Annotated in this window: 13 protein-coding genes and 3 rRNA genes; 13 read left to right on the top strand and 3 right to left on the bottom strand. The window is 68.7% G+C overall.

All coding sequences use genetic code 11. The features are described 5' to 3' along the window. Positions 1–88: 88 nt before the first annotated feature. Positions 89–568 (top strand): hypothetical protein, encoded by a 480-nt coding sequence (locus ACRAKH_RS25365; RefSeq protein ID WP_447009340.1) that lies wholly within the window; start codon positions 89–91, stop codon positions 566–568. 98 nt (positions 569–666) lie between these two features. Here the strand turns inward: ACRAKH_RS25365 and ACRAKH_RS25360 are convergent, their stop codons facing one another. Together ACRAKH_RS25360 and ACRAKH_RS25355 are read right to left on the bottom strand one after the other, a co-directional pair. Further along, the gene (locus ACRAKH_RS25360) at positions 667–1,188 is read right to left on the bottom strand and encodes an EF-hand domain-containing protein (RefSeq protein ID WP_380723873.1); all 522 of its coding nucleotides are present in this window, start codon (positions 1,186–1,188) and stop codon (positions 667–669) included. A 111-nt stretch (positions 1,189–1,299) separates the two neighbouring features. Continuing rightward, positions 1,300–1,797, bottom strand: a complete 498-nt coding sequence (locus tag ACRAKH_RS25355) for a hypothetical protein (RefSeq protein WP_380723872.1) — start codon at positions 1,795–1,797, stop codon at positions 1,300–1,302. Positions 1,798–1,919: 122 nt separating this feature from the next. On the opposite strand from ACRAKH_RS25355, the gene tyrS reads away from it, so the two are divergent. From tyrS to rrf, 4 genes are all read left to right on the top strand, one after another. Further along, entirely contained in the window at positions 1,920–3,194 is a 1,275-nt protein-coding gene (tyrS, locus tag ACRAKH_RS25350) for a tyrosine--tRNA ligase (protein ID WP_380723871.1), read from the top strand. A gap of 571 nt (positions 3,195–3,765) precedes the next feature. Continuing rightward, positions 3,766–5,282: ribosomal RNA gene (locus ACRAKH_RS25345) — 16S ribosomal RNA — on the top strand. 352 nt (positions 5,283–5,634) lie between these two features. Continuing rightward, positions 5,635–8,715 (top strand): 23S ribosomal RNA (locus ACRAKH_RS25340). Between the two features lie 120 nt (positions 8,716–8,835). Continuing rightward, positions 8,836–8,952, top strand: a 5S ribosomal RNA gene (gene rrf, locus ACRAKH_RS25335). The 16S, 23S and 5S rRNA genes sit together here, the layout of an rRNA operon. A gap of 87 nt (positions 8,953–9,039) precedes the next feature. On the opposite strand, the gene ACRAKH_RS25330 is transcribed toward rrf, so the two are convergent. Beyond that, a complete protein-coding gene (locus ACRAKH_RS25330; RefSeq protein WP_380723976.1) occupies positions 9,040–10,383 on the bottom strand; it encodes a hypothetical protein in 1,344 nt (447 codons plus the stop codon). A 9-nt stretch (positions 10,384–10,392) separates the two neighbouring features. Between ACRAKH_RS25330 and ACRAKH_RS25325 the strand changes: the two genes are divergently transcribed. The 8 genes from ACRAKH_RS25325 to ACRAKH_RS25290 all read left to right on the top strand — a co-directional run bounded on the left by ACRAKH_RS25325 (position 10,393) and on the right by ACRAKH_RS25290 (position 17,556). After that, positions 10,393–11,532: a hypothetical protein gene (locus tag ACRAKH_RS25325; protein ID WP_380723975.1), complete on the top strand. Its 1,140-nt coding sequence runs from the start codon at positions 10,393–10,395 to the stop codon at positions 11,530–11,532. A 129-nt stretch (positions 11,533–11,661) separates the two neighbouring features. Then, positions 11,662–12,447 (top strand): HAD-IIA family hydrolase, encoded by a 786-nt coding sequence (locus ACRAKH_RS25320; RefSeq protein WP_380723974.1) that lies wholly within the window; start codon positions 11,662–11,664, stop codon positions 12,445–12,447. A 5-nt stretch (positions 12,448–12,452) separates the two neighbouring features. Beyond that, positions 12,453–12,626, top strand: a complete 174-nt coding sequence (locus tag ACRAKH_RS25315) for a hypothetical protein (protein WP_380723973.1) — start codon at positions 12,453–12,455, stop codon at positions 12,624–12,626. A gap of 2 nt (positions 12,627–12,628) precedes the next feature. Beyond that, complete coding sequence (locus tag ACRAKH_RS25310; protein ID WP_380723972.1) at positions 12,629–13,435, top strand: TlyA family RNA methyltransferase; 807 nt, start codon at positions 12,629–12,631, stop codon at positions 13,433–13,435. After that, the gene (locus ACRAKH_RS25305) at positions 13,432–14,340 is read left to right on the top strand and encodes an NAD kinase (RefSeq protein WP_380723971.1); all 909 of its coding nucleotides are present in this window, start codon (positions 13,432–13,434) and stop codon (positions 14,338–14,340) included. Before ACRAKH_RS25310 ends, ACRAKH_RS25305 begins: the two co-directional genes overlap by 4 nt. Positions 14,341–14,441: 101 nt before the next feature. Then, the gene (recN, locus tag ACRAKH_RS25300) at positions 14,442–16,223 is read left to right on the top strand and encodes a DNA repair protein RecN (RefSeq protein ID WP_380723979.1); all 1,782 of its coding nucleotides are present in this window, start codon (positions 14,442–14,444) and stop codon (positions 16,221–16,223) included. Continuing rightward, positions 16,220–16,888, top strand: coding sequence for a hypothetical protein (locus tag ACRAKH_RS25295; protein WP_380723970.1), 669 nt, complete (start codon positions 16,220–16,222; stop codon positions 16,886–16,888). Before recN ends, ACRAKH_RS25295 begins: the two co-directional genes overlap by 4 nt. Next, positions 16,885–17,556, top strand: coding sequence for a hypothetical protein (locus tag ACRAKH_RS25290; protein WP_447009339.1), 672 nt, complete (start codon positions 16,885–16,887; stop codon positions 17,554–17,556). The genes ACRAKH_RS25295 and ACRAKH_RS25290 overlap by 4 nt, the downstream gene beginning before the upstream one ends. Position 17,557 lies beyond the last annotated feature (1 nt).

Genomic DNA, 17,557 nt, shown 5'->3' with positions numbered 1-17,557 from the left:
TGGACCTCGCGCCCGCCGCCGGCCACCCCGGCCAGGTGCTGGCGATCGACCACCACGCCGACCTGGTCTCGAGTACGTCGCGCCGTCCGTGGCGGACTGCGTCGCGCGGGTCGTGGCGCGCCTGCGCGCGGGGGAGTACGAGACCGAACCCTTCCTGCACTTCCCGACCGACCCCGCGCCCGACGTCACGCTGCACGCGTCGCTCGCCGGCACCGACCTGGCCGCCGTGCTGGGCGCGGCCGAGGAACCCCACCTGCTCCGCGCCGTCCACCTGCGGCACGCGGACGGCGCCGACCTCACGTCGCTGACCATGCTGCCCGCCCTCGGTCACGTCGAGGTGACCGCGGCCGACGTCGACCTGTCGCCGCTCGCCGGGCTGCCTCTGCGCACGGTGCGGGTGGCCGGCGGCGCGGTCGTCGACGTGCCCGCCTGGCCCCGCCTCGTCGCACTCGACCTCGGCGACGCGAGGGCGGCGAACCCCCGCGCCCTGCCGCCCGCGCCGTTCCTCACCCTCCACACCGACCAGTGGCGCGCGCTGGGCTCCCCGCCGGAGGGCCTGGCGGCCTGACCGGTGAGGCGTCCCTCGCCGCCGCCGCCGCGTGGGCCGCGTGGCTCGGCGCCCCCGTGCCCACGACCAGCATCAACGGCCGCTACTGACCCGTCGGCTCAGACCTCGCCGAACACGTGCGTGCCGGGCGCGTCCTCGTCGTCGCCGGCCCAGAACTCGACCCAGTGGCTCACGAACTCCGACTTGGAGATCGACCCGTCGCCGTTCAGGTCCAGCCGCGCGAACACGGCGTCGGTCGGCGCGTCGTTCCCGGTCCAGGCGTGGATCATCCGGGCGTACTCGGGCGCGGACACCTGGCCGTCGCCGTCCTCGTCCACCGCCTCGAACATGAGCTCGGCCGTGGCCACCACCAGGTCGAGCATGGTGCCGAGGTTGTCCACCACCGACAGCACCTCGTCCACGGACACCCGGTGGTCGTCGTTCTCGTCGGACGACGCCCGCAGCGCGTCCCACCAGCGCATCATGATCTCCCGCAGCCGCGCGTGCCCGGCTCCGCCGCGGATGCCCTCCCACCGGTCCGTCAACGCCTCGAAGTCGGCCCGTTCCAGGAAACCGTCGCCGTTCACGTCCATCGCGGTGAACACGATGGAGGTCTTCCTCTGCTGCAAGTCGCTGGCCACGCAAGCAAACTTGGCGGGCCGGCGCGGCGCGGACAATTAACCAGCCGGGGCATACGCCGGTGCGCCAGGGTGAACCCGGTGGTGACGGTGGGTAGCGCCCCACCGCCCACGTCACCGCACCGACCGCCGGAACCACACCCGCCGCGCGTGCGTCGGCAACGCGATCCGGCTGATCATGCTGGTCAGCACCGCCGCGATCAGCAGCCACAGCAACGCCGCCAGGCCGTCGTTGAACAGGGTCCGCAACCCCTGGTCGGCCGGCGTGAACAGGTCGCGCAGGCCCAGCGACACGGCCGCCGACCACGACTCGATCACCCGCGCGAACCCGTTGGCGGGGTTCGCGCCGCCGATGACCAGGAAGATGTGGATCGCCAGCACGATCGCGAACAACCAGCACAGCAGGTCGATCAGCGCGCACGCGACCCGCACCGCGCGCACCCGGCCGTCACCCCGCTCGACGACCTCTTCCTGCTGGTAGGCCGGTTCGGGGTAAACGGGTTCCTCGTACCGCGCCTCCTGGTACCGGGCTTCCTGGTAGCGGGGGTCGGACGACGGCATGATCTCGGTCGGACGGTCGGCGGGACGTCGATCGCGGTCGGGGTACGTCATCGCAGGGTCCTCTCACTAGAGCCCTCGGAAGGGCTACCCGGCGGCGCGACCCCGGAAACCGCGCCCGACCGCACACGCCACCTGCGACGAAACCGCTGGACGCGGTAGGCGAAGATGGACCGGTGAGCGAGCACATCCTTGACGAGCTGTCCTGGCGCGGCCTGATCGCGCAGTCCACCGATCTCGACGCGCTGCGGAAGGATCTCGACGCCGGCCCGCTCACCCTCTACTGCGGCTTCGACCCGACCGCGCCCAGCCTGCACGCCGGCAATCTCGTCCCGCTGCTCATGCTGCGCCGCTTCCAGCGCGCCGGGCACCGGCCGGTCGTCCTCGCCGGCGGCGCCACCGGCATGATCGGCGACCCCCGCGACAGCGCCGAGCGCGCGCTCAACCCGCTGGACACCGTCGCCGAGTGGGCCGGTCGCATCCGCGGCCAGCTGGAGCGGTTCGTCGAGTTCGACGACGGCCCCACCGGCGCCGTCGTGGTCAACAACCTCGACTGGACCGGCGGCATGTCCGTGCTCGACTTCCTGCGCGACGTCGGCAAGCACTTCTCGGTCAACGTCATGCTGTCCCGCGAGACTGTCAAGCGCCGCCTCGACGGCGACGGCATGTCGTACACCGAGTTCAGCTACCTCCTGCTCCAGTCGCACGACTACCTCCAGCTGCACCGCCGGTTCGGCACCCGGCTCCAGGTGGGCGGCTCCGACCAGTGGGGCAACATCGTCGGCGGGGTCGACCTGGTGCGGAAGGTCGACGGCGCGTCCGTGCACGCCCTGACCGCGCCGCTGGTCACCGACGCTGAAGGCCGCAAGTTCGGCAAGTCCACCGGCGGCGGCAACGTGTGGCTCGACCCGGAGATGACCTCGCCGTACGCCTGGTACCAGTACTTCGTGAACGTGGGCGACGCCGACGTGCTCCGCTACCTGCGGCTGTTCACCTTCCTCACCCAGGAGGAGATCGCCGAGCTGGAGCGGCAGACCGCCGAGGCCCCGCACCTGCGCGCCGCGCAGAAGCGGCTGGCCGAGGAGTTCACCAACCTCGTGCACGGCGAGCACGAGACGCGGCAGGTGATCGTCGCCAGCCAGGCCCTGTTCGGCCGGGGTGAGCTGCGCGAGCTGGACCTGTCCACGCTGGAGGCCGCGATGGCCGAGGCGCCGACCGGCGAGGTCCGCCTGGCCGACGCGCCGACGATCGTGGACCTGCTCGTCAGCTCCGGGCTGGCCGAGAGCAAGGGCGCGGCGCGGCGCACGGTGAAGGAGGGCGGCGCGTACGTGAACAACGCCAAGGTCGCCGACGAGGAGTGGGTGCCCGCCAAGGAGGACCTGCTCCACGGCGCGTGGCTGGTCGTCCGCCGCGGCAAGCGGAACACCGCCGGCGTGCGCGTGCAGGTCTGACCTGCGCCGACGTTCCACGACGCGGCAGCACGGAGGCCGCCGGTCCCACGCGGGCCGGCGGCCTTCGTCATCTCCGGGTGTGATCGCGGTCACACTGTTGCGGGCGGATCGGGTCGGATAGCGTGGGGTGGACTGCTGCACGGGCTGCTGACCTGCGGTTTCAGCCTGTGGGGTGATGCTGCGCCCCCGATTTGACCTCTCGTTCGGGTGCGTGTAACTTTCTCCATGTCAGCGCGGAACGGGCCGGGGAAACCGGAACGGAGTGCGGCGGGTCACGAACCAAGCTCCCGCTAGCGTGGTAGAGTGGGTGACCTCGAACAGGAAGACCCAGTCCAGGCTCGTCTGAGCCGTTGCGACCAGGGCGTCTGGTTCACATACAAGCTTTCTGAATCACAAGCCTCCGATCGTGCCGCGTCAAGCGGTGGGTGACGATGTGCGCGTGTTCTTTGAGAACTCAACAGCGTGCCGAATAGCCAGTAAATTGTATGACCTCGTCAAGAGGTTTTCCTTTGAGATTGTTACTGGACAACTGACATTATTGTCAGTGTTGTTCGGAGCGATCAAACATTCCTTATTGGAGAGTTTGATCCTGGCTCAGGACGAACGCTGGCGGCGTGCTTAACACATGCAAGTCGAGCGGTAAGGCCCTTCGGGGTACACGAGCGGCGAACGGGTGAGTAACACGTGGGTAACCTGCCCTGTACTCTGGGATAAGCCTGGGAAACTAGGTCTAATACCGGATATGACCTGCCTCCGCATGGTGGTGGGTGGAAAGTTCCGGCGGTACAGGATGGACCCGCGGCCTATCAGCTTGTTGGTGGGGTAATGGCCTACCAAGGCGACGACGGGTAGCCGGCCTGAGAGGGTGACCGGCCACACTGGGACTGAGACACGGCCCAGACTCCTACGGGAGGCAGCAGTGGGGAATATTGCACAATGGGCGAAAGCCTGATGCAGCGACGCCGCGTGAGGGATGACGGCCTTCGGGTTGTAAACCTCTTTCAGCGGGGACGAAGGGCAACTGACGGTACCCGCAGAAGAAGCACCGGCTAACTACGTGCCAGCAGCCGCGGTAATACGTAGGGTGCGAGCGTTGTCCGGAATTATTGGGCGTAAAGAGCTCGTAGGCGGTTTGTTGCGTCGGCTGTGAAAACTTCACGCTTAACGTGGAGCCTGCAGTCGATACGGGCAGACTTGAGTTCGGCAGGGGAGACTGGAATTCCTGGTGTAGCGGTGAAATGCGCAGATATCAGGAGGAACACCGGTGGCGAAGGCGGGTCTCTGGGCCGATACTGACGCTGAGGAGCGAAAGCGTGGGGAGCGAACAGGATTAGATACCCTGGTAGTCCACGCCGTAAACGGTGGGTGCTAGGTGTGGGGGACTTCCACGTCCTCCGTGCCGCAGCTAACGCATTAAGCACCCCGCCTGGGGAGTACGGCCGCAAGGCTAAAACTCAAAGGAATTGACGGGGGCCCGCACAAGCGGCGGAGCATGTGGATTAATTCGATGCAACGCGAAGAACCTTACCTGGGCTTGACATGCACTGGAAACCAGTAGAGATATTGGCCCCCTTGTGGCCGGTGTACAGGTGGTGCATGGCTGTCGTCAGCTCGTGTCGTGAGATGTTGGGTTAAGTCCCGCAACGAGCGCAACCCTCGTTCCATGTTGCCAGCGCGTTATGGCGGGGACTCATGGGAGACTGCCGGGGTCAACTCGGAGGAAGGTGGGGATGACGTCAAGTCATCATGCCCCTTATGTCCAGGGCTTCACACATGCTACAATGGCCGGTACAGAGGGCTGCTAAGCCGTGAGGTGGAGCGAATCCCACAAAGCCGGTCTCAGTTCGGATCGGGGTCTGCAACTCGACCCCGTGAAGTCGGAGTCGCTAGTAATCGCAGATCAGCAACGCTGCGGTGAATACGTTCCCGGGCCTTGTACACACCGCCCGTCACGTCACGAAAGTCGGTAACACCCGAAGCCCGTGGCCCAACCCGTAAGGGGGGGAGCGGTCGAAGGTGGGACTGGCGATTGGGACGAAGTCGTAACAAGGTAGCCGTACCGGAAGGTGCGGCTGGATCACCTCCTTTCTAAGGAGCATTCCTCACCGGATGTCTTCGGATGTCTGGTGGAGAGCCGTGCCGGCGGCGAATGATCGTCGGATGGTTGCTCAATGATGTGGATGCTGGCTATATGCAGGACTTCGGGTTGTCTGGAGAGTTAGTACTGTCCGTGAGGGCGTGGAAGGGTCTCCAGAGGGTTCAAAGATTCTGTTCGGTACGCTGTTGGGTCCTGAGGGAACACGTGAGTGTCTCTTTCAGCGAGAAACGGCAGGGCTGCCCCAGCTCCTGAACCGCCGGTCTTCGGATCTGGTAGGCGGGTGTGTTACGGGTGGTGTCTGGTTGTTCTTTGAGAACTGCACAGTGGATGCGAGCATCTTTGTGGCAAGTTATTAAGGGCACACGGTGGATGCCTTGGCACCAGGAGCCGATGAAGGACGTAGGAGACTGCGAAAAGCCTTGGGGAGTTGTCAACCGAGCTGAGATCCAAGGATTTCCGAATGGGGAAACCCGGCCCCAGTCATGTGGGGTCACCCTTGCCTGAACACATAGGGCATGTGGAGGGAACGCGGGGAAGTGAAACATCTCAGTACCCGCAGGAAGAGAAAACAACCGTGATTCCGTGAGTAGTGGCGAGCGAAAGCGGAAGAGGCTAAACCGTATTCGTGTGATACCCGGCAGGGGTTGCGTGTACGGGGTCGTGGGACCTGTCTGATCGTTCTGCCGGACGGTCGAGGAGTCATAAAACACTGTGGTTAGCGGAACGCGTCTGGAAAGCGTGGCCGTAGAGGGTGAGAGTCCCGTACGTGAAAACCCGGTGTCTCCTGACGGTGTTCCCAAGTAGCAGCGTACTCGTGAAATTCGCTGTGAATCTGGCGGGACCACCCGCTAAGCCTGAATACTCCCTGGTGACCGATAGCGGACTAGTACCGTGAGGGAAAGGTGAAAAGTACCCCGGGAGGGGAGTGAAATAGTACCTGAAACCGTGTGCCTACAATCCGTCGGAGCCTTTAGGGGTGACGGCGTGCCTTTTGAAGAATGAGCCTGCGAGTTAGTGCTGCGTGGCGAGGTTAACCCGTGTGGGGTAGCCGTAGCGAAAGCGAGTCCGAATAGGGCGTTCATAGTCGCGTGGTCTAGACCCGAAGCGGAGTGATCTAGCCATGGCCAGGGTGAAGCGTGGGTAAGACCGCGTGGAGGCCCGAACCCACCAGGGTTGAAAACCTGGGGGATGAGCTGTGGTTAGGGGTGAAAGGCCAATCAAACTCCGTGATAGCTGGTTCTCCCCGAAATGCATTTAGGTGCAGCGTCGTGTGTTTCGTGCCGGAGGTAGAGCACTGGATGGTCTAGGGGGCCCACAAGCTTACCGAAATCAACCAAACTCCGAATGCCGGTACGTGAGAGCGCGGCAGTGAGACTGCGGGGGATAAGCTTCGTAGTCGAGAGGGAAACAGCCCAGAACGCCGGCTAAGGCCCCTAAGTGTGTGCTAAGTGGGAAAGGATGTGGGGTCGCCCAGACAACCAGGAGGTTGGCTTAGAAGCAGCCACCCTTTAAAGAGTGCGTAATAGCTCACTGGTCAAGTGGTCCTGCGCCGACAATGTAGCGGGGCTCAAGCACACCGCCGAAGCCGTGTCATTCCGATTCTGTCGGGATGGGTAGGGGAGCGTCGTTCAGCCGTTGAAGCGCCGGAGTGATCCAGGTGTGGAGGCTGGACGAGTGAGAATGCAGGCATGAGTAGCGAAAGACGAGTGAGAAACTCGTCCGCCGGATGACCAAGGGTTCCTGGGCCAGGCTAATCCGCCCAGGGTAAGTCGGGACCTAAGGCGAGGCCGACAGGCGTAGTCGATGGACAACGGGTTGATATTCCCGTACCCGTGTGAACGCGCCCATGGCGAACCTTGTGATACTAACCGCCCGAAGCCCATTCCACTCCTTCGGGAGTGGGGTGACGTGGAGCGCGGGACCTGAACTTGTAGTAGTCAAGCGATGGGGTGACGCAGGAGGGTAGCTCCGCCAGTGAGTGGTAGTACTGGTGTAAGCGTGTAGGCCGACGTGTAGGCAAATCCGCACGTCATATAAGGCTGAGACGTGATGCATAGCCGATTGAGGCGAAGTAGAGTGATCCCATGCTGCCGAGAAAAGCCTCTAGTGAGTGTTCATGCGGCCCGTACCCCAAACCGACACAGGTGGTCAGGTAGAGAATACCGAGGCGATCGGGCGAACTGTGGTTAAGGAACTCGGCAAAATGCCCCCGTAACTTCGGGAGAAGGGGGGCCGAGGGATTTGAAGCCCCTTGCGGGCTAGGATTTTTCGGCCGCAGAGACCAGCGAGAAGCGACTGTTTACTAAAAACACAGGTCCGTGCGAAGTCGCAAGACGATGTATACGGACTGACGCCTGCCCGGTGCTGGAACGTTAAGGGGACCGGTTAGTCTTTCGGGGCGAAGCTGAGAACTTAAGCGCCAGTAAACGGCGGTGGTAACTATAACCATCCTAAGGTAGCGAAATTCCTTGTCGGGTAAGTTCCGACCTGCACGAATGGCGTAACGACTTCTCGACTGTCTCAACCACAGGCCCGGCGAAATTGCATTACGAGTAAAGATGCTCGTTACGCGCGGCAGGACGGAAAGACCCCGGGACCTTTACTATAGCTTGGTATTGGTGTTCGGTTCGGCTTGTGTAGGATAGGTGGGAGACTGTGAAGCGCTGACGCCAGTCAGTGTGGAGTCGTCGTTGAAATACCACTCTGGTCGTACTGGATGTCTAACCTCGGTCCGTGATCCGGATCAGGGACAGTGCCTGGTGGGTAGTTTAACTGGGGCGGTTGCCTCCCAAAGGGTAACGGAGGCGCTCAAAGGTTCCCTCAGCCTGGTTGGCAATCAGGTGTCGAGTGCAAGTGCACAAGGGGGCTTGACTGTGAGACCGACAGGTCGAGCAGGGACGAAAGTCGGAACTAGTGATCCGGCCATGGCTTGTGGAAGCGTGGTCGCTCAACGGATAAAAGGTACCCCGGGGATAACAGGCTGATCTTGCCCAAGAGTCCATATCGACGGCATGGTTTGGCACCTCGATGTCGGCTCGTCGCATCCTGGGGCTGGAGTAGGTCCCAAGGGTTGGGCTGTTCGCCCATTAAAGCGGTACGCGAGCTGGGTTTAGAACGTCGTGAGACAGTTCGGTCCCTATCCGCCGCGCGCGTAGGATACTTGCGGAAGGCTGTCCCTAGTACGAGAGGACCGGGACGGACGGACCTCTGGTGTGCCAGTTGTCCTGCCAAGGGCATTGCTGGTTGGCTACGTTCGGAAGGGATAACCGCTGAAAGCATCTAAGCGGGAAGCCTGTTCCTAGATGAGGTATCCCACCCTTTGTGGGTTAAGGCCCCCAAGAGACTATTGGGTTGATAGGCCGGAGATGGAAGGTCGGTAACGGCTGGAGTTGACCGGTACTAATAGGCCGAGGACTTGCTACGAAGACGCTACGCATCCACTGTGCGGTTCTGAAAGAACCGAACCGGACCACCTGGTCCACTGTCGGGACGTTTGTCCTGGGTGGTGGGTTGGGTGCCTACGGGTTGGTAATTTCATAGTGTTTCGGTGGTCATAGCGGTTGGGGAACACCCGGTCCCATTCCGAACCCGGTAGTTAAGCCTTCCAGCGCCGATGGTACTGCACTCGTGAGGGTGTGGGAGAGTAGGACGCCGCCGAACATTCTTCCCTGAAAGGGCTTGTGGTGGGGGCACATTGATTTGTGCTCCAAACCGCAAGCCCTTTCGGCGTGTCCACAGTAGGAGGAGCTAGTGCCCAGGTTCGGGGATCGACCCGGCGACCGTCAGCGTGGCCAGGGAGACCGACCGCGCCGATCCGACGACGGTGGCCGTACCCAGGGAAGCCGCAAGCCGACTACCGGTGGCCGTGACGCCCGCGCGGGCGAGCGGACCGGCGGCTATCCGCGCCGGGACGACCGGCCGAGTTACGACAAGCCTCGCGGCACTGACCGGCGTGATGACAACCGGGGCGAGCGTCCCCGCTATGACAAGCCCCGTGACGACCGTGCCGGTGCTCCGCGTCGGGACGACAACCGGACCGGTGGTTTCCGCCGCGACTCCGGCGACCGGCCGCGTTTCGAGCGCGGCAGCGACGACCGCGGTGGGTACCAGCGTCGCGACGACCGCACCGGTGACCGGGGCGGGTTCCGGCGCGATGACCGGCCCAGCGGCGACCGTGGCGGCTACCAGAAGCGTGACGACCGCGGCGCCGACCGCGGTGAGCGCCGTGACTTCCGGTCGCGCGACGACCGGCCCGGCAGCGACCGCGCCGCCAGTGGTCGGCCGACCGGCGACCGGGGTAGTTACCAGAGGCGTGACGACCGGCCTGGTGCCGGGCGTCCGAGCAGTGACCGCGGTGGCTACCCGCGTCGTGACGACCGCGGCGGCGACCGCCCCAGCTACCCCCGCCGTGACGACCGGAGCGGCAGCGATCGTCCGAGCTACCCGCGTCGGGATGACCGGAGTGGCAGCGATCGGCCCAGCTACCCGCGTCGCGACGACCGCGGCGGCAGTGACCGGCCGAGTGGTGACCGTGGTGGTTACCCGAGGCGCGATGACCGCGGTGGCGACCGCGGTGGGTTCAGGTCGGACAGTCGTGGTGGCGACCGTCCGACCTACCCGCGTCGTGACGACCGGACCGGTGACCGCGGCGGGTTCCGCCGCGACGACCGGCCCAGCGGCGACCGTGGCGGCTACCAGAAGCGTGACGACCGCGCCGGTGGTGACCGGCCGAGCGGTGACCGCGGTGGTTACCAGAGGCGTGACGACCGTGGTGGCGACCGTCCGAGCTACCCGCGTCGGGATGACCGGAGTGGCAGCGATCGGCCGAGTGGTGACCGCGGTGGTTACCCGCGTCGCGATGACCGTGGCGGGGATCGTCCGAGCTACCCGCGTCGTGACGACCGGAGTGGCAGCGACCGGCCGAGCGGCGACCGTGGCGGTTATCCGCGCCGGGACGACCGTGGTGGCGACCGCGGCGGGTTCCGCAGGGACGACCGCGGCGGGGACCGGCCGAGCTACCCGCGTCGCGACGACCGGGCCGGCAGCGACCGGCCCAGCGGTGACCGGAACCGGCACGACAAGCCGCGTCACGGCAAGTCGGTGCACGACAAGCCCCGTTACGACAAGCCCCGCCACGAGAAGCCGGGGCAGGACAAGCCGGGTGACGACCGTCGGGACGCTCGCAGCCGCGACCGCGCCGCGCGGTTCCAGGAGCGGGCTTCGCAGGGTGACGAGTCGCAGGTCGTCGAGGACACCGCGGTCGGTGTCGCGGCGACCCCGGTGGACGCCGTCGAGGCTGTCGACGCCGTTGAGGTCGACGACGTTCAGGTTGACGCGGTCGAGGTCGACTCGGTTGACGTGACCGCGGTGCCGGACCAGTCGGACCAGGACGTGGACGACGTCGAGGCGGCGGTCGAGGGTGACGAGCCCGAGGCTGTCGGCGAGGTAGCGGACGCGGACGCGGTCGCCGGTGACGTCGAGGACGTCGAGGTTGCCCCGGAGGCCGTGCGGGAGACCGCCGCGGAGGCTGTGCCGGCGGTCGACGGTGAAGAGCGCGTGTTCACCCGGGCCCGCACGCCCGAGCTGCCCGAGGACGCCGACATCTCCGTCCTCGACCCCGAGGTGAAGCAGGAGCTGCGCGGCCTGCCCAAGGGCCTGGCCGAGATCGTCGGCCGGCACCTGGCGGCGGCGGGCATGCTCATCGACAGCGAGCCGGAGCTGGCGCTGGAGCACGCCCGGTACGCGCGGTCGAAGGCGGCGCGGGTCGCGGTGGTGCGTGAAGCCGCAGGGCTGGCCGCCTACCACGCCGGCGAGTGGGCCGAGGCGCTGTCCGAGCTGCGCGCCGCGCGCCGCATGTCGAACAGCACCGGGCACGTCGCGGTGATGGCCGACTGCGAGCGGGCGCTGGGGCGTCCGGAGCGGGCGATCGAGCTGGCCCGCGAGGCGCAGGTGGCGCTGCTGTCCGCGGACGAGGCGGTGGAGCTGCGGATCGTCGCGGCCGGCGCCCGTCGGGACATGGGGCAGCTGGACGCGGCCGTGGTGGCGCTGCAGGGCGACGACCTCGACCCGAAGCGGCGCGACCCGTGGAGCGCGCGCTTGTTCTACGCGTACGCCGACAACCTCGAAGCCGCGGGCCGCACGGACGAGGCCATCAAGTGGTTCCTCAACGCCGCGCAGGCCGACGACGACAACGAGACCGACGCGGCCGAGCGGGCGTTCGACCTGAGCCCGCAGGAGTGACCGCCGCGACGGCGTGAAGCACGACGGAGCAAGACCTCTGTGACATGAGCGATGCCACAGTCCGAAGGCTCGACGCCACCCGGCGTCGAGCCTTCAGACTGTCACCAGGACACCCGAACGGAGACGCCTGTGCTGCTGGCCCGCTACGACGCCCTGCTGCTGGACCTCGACGGCACGGTCTACCGGGGGCGTGAGGTCGTGCCCGGTGCGGTGGAGGCCGTCGCCGCCGCCCGTGAGCACGGCACCGGCATCCGGTTCGTCACGAACAACGCGTCGCGGTCGCCGGAGGCCGTCGCCGAGCACCTGAACGAGCTCGGCTTCCACGCCGCGCTGGACGAGGTGAGCACGAGCGCCCAGGCGGGCGCGGCGATGCTGCTCGACCTGGTGCCGTCCGGGAGCGACGTGCTGGTGCTGGGCACGGACGCGTTGGCGGAGCAGGTGCGGCTGCGCGGGTTCCGGCCCACCGACCGGGGCGACGGGGCGCGGGCCGTGGTGCAGGGCCTGTCGCAGGACCTGGGGTGGCGCGAGCTGGCAGAGGCGTGCGTGGCGATCCGGGCGGGCGCCCGGTGGGTCGCGTGCAACGTGGACGCGACGCTGCCCACCGAACGAGGCCTGCTGCCCGGCAACGGCGCGCTGGTGGCCGCGCTGAGGACGGCGACCGGCGCGGAGCCGCTGGTGGCGGGCAAGCCGGCGACGCCGCTGCTGGAGCAGGCCGCGAAGTCCGCCGGCGCGCAGCGGCCGCTGGTCGTGGGCGACCGGCTGGACACCGACATCGCGGGCGCGGTGAACGCGGGCATGGACTCGTTGCTGGTGCTCACCGGCGTGTCCACGGAGGCGGAAGCCGCGGCCCTGCCGGAGGACCTGCGGCCCACCTACGTGGCTGCCGACCTGTCGGTGCTGCATCGGCTACCTTGAATCCTGTGAGCTTCGAGGTTCCCCTCCCCGGCCCGCCGCGTGATCCCGTGGCCGGGATCGACGACGCCCTGGCCGGTCTCGACGGGCTGGACGAGCTGGACGTGGTCGAGCACGTGGCCCGGTTCGACGACGCGCACACCGCGTTGACGGCCGCGCTGTCCAGCATCGACAAGGTCTGACGGTGCCGCGCAGGGCTCGGCTGGACGCCGAACTGGTCCGCCGCGGGCTGGCCAGGTCCCGGGAGCACGCCAGCCAACTCGTCTCCGAGGGCCGGGTGACGGTCCGCGGCACGGTGGCCACGAAACCGGCGACGGCCGTCGAGCTGGACACGGCGCTGGTGGTCCGCGAGACCGACGACCCGAACTACGCCTCGCGCGGCGCGCACAAGCTGGTCGGCGCGCTGGAGGCGTTCCACGCGGTGGACGTCAAGGGCAGGCGGTGCCTGGACGCGGGCGCGTCCACCGGCGGGTTCACCGACGTGCTGCTGCGCGCGGGCGCGCGGGAGGTCGTGGCGGCCGACGTCGGCCGCGGCCTGCTGGACTGGCGGCTGCGCACGGACGACCGGGTCGTGGTCAAGGACAAGACGAACGTGCGGTCGTTGACGCCCGAGGACATCGGCGGGCCCGTTGAACTCGTGGTGGCGGATCTCTCGTTCATCTCGTTGAGGCTGGTGCTGCCCGCGCTGGCCGCGTGCCTCGACGAGGAGGGCGACTTGCTGCCGATGGTGAAACCCCAGTTCGAGGTCGGGAAGGAACGCCTAGGCTCGGGCGGTGTGGTGCGCGACCCGGAGTTGCGGGCCGAGGCGGTGCTGGACGTCGTGGCGGCCGCGGCCGGGCTGGGCCTGCGCCTGCACGGCGTCACCGCGAGCCCGCTGCCGGGGCCGTCGGGCAACGTCGAGTTCTTCGTCTGGCTGCGCCGGGGTGAGCCCCTGGACGTGGCGGACGCCACCGCGCTCGTGCGCGCCGCCGTAGCGGAAGGACCGCAGTGAGCAGCGATCCGGTGTCGAGGGAGATCCTGCTGGTCGTCCACACCGGGCGGCGCAGCAACGTGCTGGTGGCGCAGGAGGTCGCGGCGCGGTTCGCGGCGGGCGGCGTGCGGCTGCGCGTGCTGGAGGACGAGGCGCCCGACCTGGACCCGTCGTGCTTCGCGCAGGTCGTGCTGGCCGACGAGAAGGCCGCCGAGGGCACCGAGCTGGTGTTCGTGCTCGGCGGTGACGGCACGCTGCTGCGGGCGGCGGAGCTGGCGCGGTCGGCGGGCGTGCCCGTGCTGGGGGTGAATCTCGGCCGGGTGGGGTTCCTCGCCGAGGCCGACTCGGACGCGCTGTACGAGGCGATCACGCACGTCGTCGACCGGGACTACGAGGTCGAGGAGCGGATGACGGTCGACATCACCGCTCTGGTGGACGGCGAGGTGCTGGAGAGCACCTGGGCGCTCAACGAGGCGAGCGTCGAGAAGAGCACGCGGGAACGCATCCTGGACGTCGTGGTGGAGGTGGACGGCCGGCCGGTGTCGGCGTTCGGCTGCGACGGCGTGCTGGTGGCGACCCCGACCGGGTCGACGGCGTACGCGTTCTCGGCCGGCGGGCCGGTGGTGTGGCCGGACGTGCAGGCGTTGCTGGTGGTGCCGAGCAACGCGCACGCCCTGTTCGCGCGGCCCCTGGTGGTGTCGCCGGCGTCCGTGGTGGCGCTGGAGGTCGACCCGGAGGGGCACCCGGCGGTGCTGTGCGCGGACGGCCGCCGGACGGTGAACCTGCCGCCCGGCGCGCGGGTCGAGGTGGTCGGCGGGCGGACCCCGTTGCGGCTGATCCGGCTGCGCCAGGGGCCGTTCACGGACCGGCTGGTGGAGAAGTTCGAGCTGCCGGTGCAGGGGTGGCGCGGCCCGTCCGCCGGGTAGGCCGCGCCCGGCGGGGCCGGGGGCGGCCCCGGTGAGATCAACAACGGGACACCCGCCCCCGAACACACGCTTTGTCCGTGTCGCCCAGTAGTGTTCGCCTCGTGCTGGCCGAGATGCGCATCCAGGGCCTCGGTGTGATCGACGAGGCCACCCTTGAGCTCGGCGCCGGTTTCACCGTCGTGACGGGCGAGACCGGTGCGGGCAAGACGATGGTCGTGACCGGGCTCCACCTGCTGAGCGGTGGCCGGGCCGAAGCGTCCCGCGTGCGCAACGGCGCGGACAAGGCGGTGGTCGAGGGGCGGTTCCAGGCGCCCGCGGGCAGCCCGGCGGCGAAGGTCGCCGAGGAGGTCGGCGGCGAGCCGGACGACGACGGCAGCGTGATCGCGATCCGCACCGTCGGCGCCGACGGCCGGTCCCGGGCCCACCTCGGCGGCCGGTCCGTGCCGGTCGGGGTGCTGTCGGAGCTGGCCGAGCAGCTGATCGCCGTGCACGGGCAGAACGACCAGCTGCGGCTGCTGCGGCCCGCCGAGCAGCGGGCGGTGCTCGACCGGTTCGCCGGTGACGAGGTCGCCGAGCCGCTGCGCTCCTACCGCAAGGTCCGCGACGAGTGGCTGCGGGTGGCGGCGGAGCTGACGGAGCGCACGGCGCGGTCCCACGAGCTGGCCCGCGAGGCGGAGCTGCTGCGGCACGGTCTCGCGGAGATCAGCGCGGTGGACCCGAAGCCGGGCGAGGACGAGGAGCTGATCGCCGAGGCGCGTCGGCTGGCGGACGCCGACCAGCTGCGCGAGGCCGCGTCGGGCGCCCAGTACGCGGTGTCGGGTTCGCCGGACGGCGACCCGGACAACCCCGGCGCGCTGGGCCTGATCGGCGAGGCGCGGCGGCGGCTGGTGGCCTCCGACGACCCGCAGCTGCGCGGGATGGAGTCGCGGCTGGTGGAGGCGGAGACGCTGCTCGCGGACGTCGGCGCGGAGATCGTCTCCTACCTGGAGAACCTGGACGCGGACCCGGCGCGGCTGGAGCAGGTGCTCGCCCGCCAGGCCGAGCTGAAGTCGCTGACCCGCAAGTACGCGGCGGACGTGGACGGCGTGATCGCGTGGGCGGAGGACGCGTCGTCCCGGCTGGCCGGGCTGGACACGTCCGACGAGGCGTTGGCCGCGTTGGCGGCGCGCCGCGACGAGCTGGCCGCGGAGCTGGCCGGGTACGCGCGGCAGGTGACCGCGGAGCGGACCGCCGCCGCCGAGGAGCTGGGCCGGGCGGTGTCCGAGGAGCTGACGGGCCTGGCCATGCCGCACGCCACGGTGGAGGTCGCGGTGCGGCCTCGGGTGGCCGAGCAGGGTGACGCGCAGGCGTTGCTGGTCGACGGGCAGCGGTTGCACGCGGGCGCCAGCGGTGTGGACGACGTGGAGCTGCGGCTGATCGCGCACCCCGGCGCGCCCGCGCTGCCCGTGCACAAGGGCGCGTCCGGTGGCGAGCTGTCGCGGGTGATGCTGGCGCTGGAGGTCGTGCTGTCGCACTCCGACCCGGTGCCGACGCTGGTGTTCGACGAGGTCGACGCCGGTGTGGGCGGTCGGGCCGCGGTCGAGGTCGGCCGGCGGCTGGCCCGGTTGGCGCGCAGCCACCAGGTCATCGTGGTCACGCACCTGCCGCAGGTCGCGGCGTTCGCCGACCGGCACCTGGTGGTCGACAAGACGGCGGACGGCGTGCTCACCCGCAGCGGTGTGCGGCGGCTGGACGAGTCGCAGCGGGTCGTCGAGCTGGCCCGCATGCTCGCGGGCATGGATTCCACCGATACGGGCCGGGCGCACGCCGAGGAGCTGCTGGCGGCGGCGAAGGCCGACAAGGAGAGCGTTCCCGTGGTGCGGCGCAAGGCGAAGAAGAAGTGAGCCGACGGCTGGTCGGCGTGGCGGCGCTGGTCGGGGCGGGCGCGGTGGCCGTGGTCGGCACGTTCCGGCCGCTGTTCTGGCAGGGCAGCCTGTTCCGGGACGAGCGGGTGGGGTTCACCACGACGTCGTGGGACATCACCGCCGACGCCTCGTCGTCGGAGATCGACCTCATGCTGGATCAGACGCCCCAGTTCGGCGTGCCGATCGTGATCTCGGCGGTGCTGCTGGCCATCGCGGCGGCCCTGGTGGCGCTGCCGGAGGCGCAGCGCCTGGCCGCCCGGTACGCCGCGGTGGTCGGGACGGCGCTGCTGGCCGGTTCGGTGTGGACGACCGGCATGGTCGTGGCGACGGCCGTGGACGACCCGGACGGCGAGGAGAGCCCGGTCGAGGCCATCGGCGGCTTCACGGAGGAAGTGGGCGACGGCGTCTGGGTGCTGACCGCCGCCGTGGTGCTGGCGGTGGTCGGGACGGTGCTCGTGCACGGCCGGCGCGCGACGCCGCGGCCCGAGGGGCCGGTGGTGTACCGGGTGGACGGCGACGGCGACGGCGACGACACGGACACCCCGCCGTTCGGGATTCCCGTGGTGGAGGCACCCGGGGTGGAGGTCGCGCGGATTCCGGGGACCGGGTACGACGACCGGTCCGGGGCGAACGGTCCGGCGTGAGGCGCCGGGTCGGCGTGGTGGCGCTGCTCGTCGGCGCGGCGCTGGCCGTGCTGGGCACGGTCCTCCCGCTGTACACGCACGCGTTCGACCTGGGCCGGGACCTGACCTTCGAGAACCGGCAGAACCTGTGGGGCCTGCTGAGCGGGGAGCGGGTGCAGGCCCGGGACGCCTGGTTCGGCCTGCCGGTGGTCGCCGGTGCGGGGCTGGCCGTGCTGGGCGCGGTGCTCGCGCGGCGGGCGTGGGGCAGGCTCGCCGCGCTCGCGGGCGTGATGCTGATGATCGGCGCGGTGTGGGCGGTCGCCCAGCAGGTGCTGGTGGTGGCGACGGTCGACCCCATCAGCGGCGTCACGGTCACCACCGACCTGGAGTCCGGCGCCCCGGTGCTCGTCGGCGGCCTGCTGGCGGCCCTGGCGGGTGCGCTCCTCGTGCAGGATTGGACGAGCGGCGACGCCCCGGCGGAGACCGGCGACGGCGAGGTGGCGGTGGTGCACCGGCTGGACGACCCGGACGCCGGCCCCGACGCCGACGCGGACACCCCGCCGTTCGGCATCGCGATCCCGGTGTCCGAGCTGGACGTCCCACCCGCCACTCCGCGGGCCGGCGATGCGGGGCCGGCGGGCGACGGGCGACGTCACCCGTCCGGGGGTAATCCGTCCACTGTGGATTAGT

The sequence above is a fragment of the Saccharothrix hoggarensis genome (assembly GCF_052936025.1).
The sequence above is the reverse complement of the archived record's forward strand: the minus strand, read 5'-3'. Positions and strand labels throughout refer to the sequence as shown.

Bases quoted from the DNA above. Each gene is read 5' to 3' on its own strand.
- ACRAKH_RS25355 (WP_380723872.1), bottom strand. From the start codon at position 1,797: ATGACGTACCCCGACCGCGATCGACGTCCCGCCGACCGTCCGACCGAG.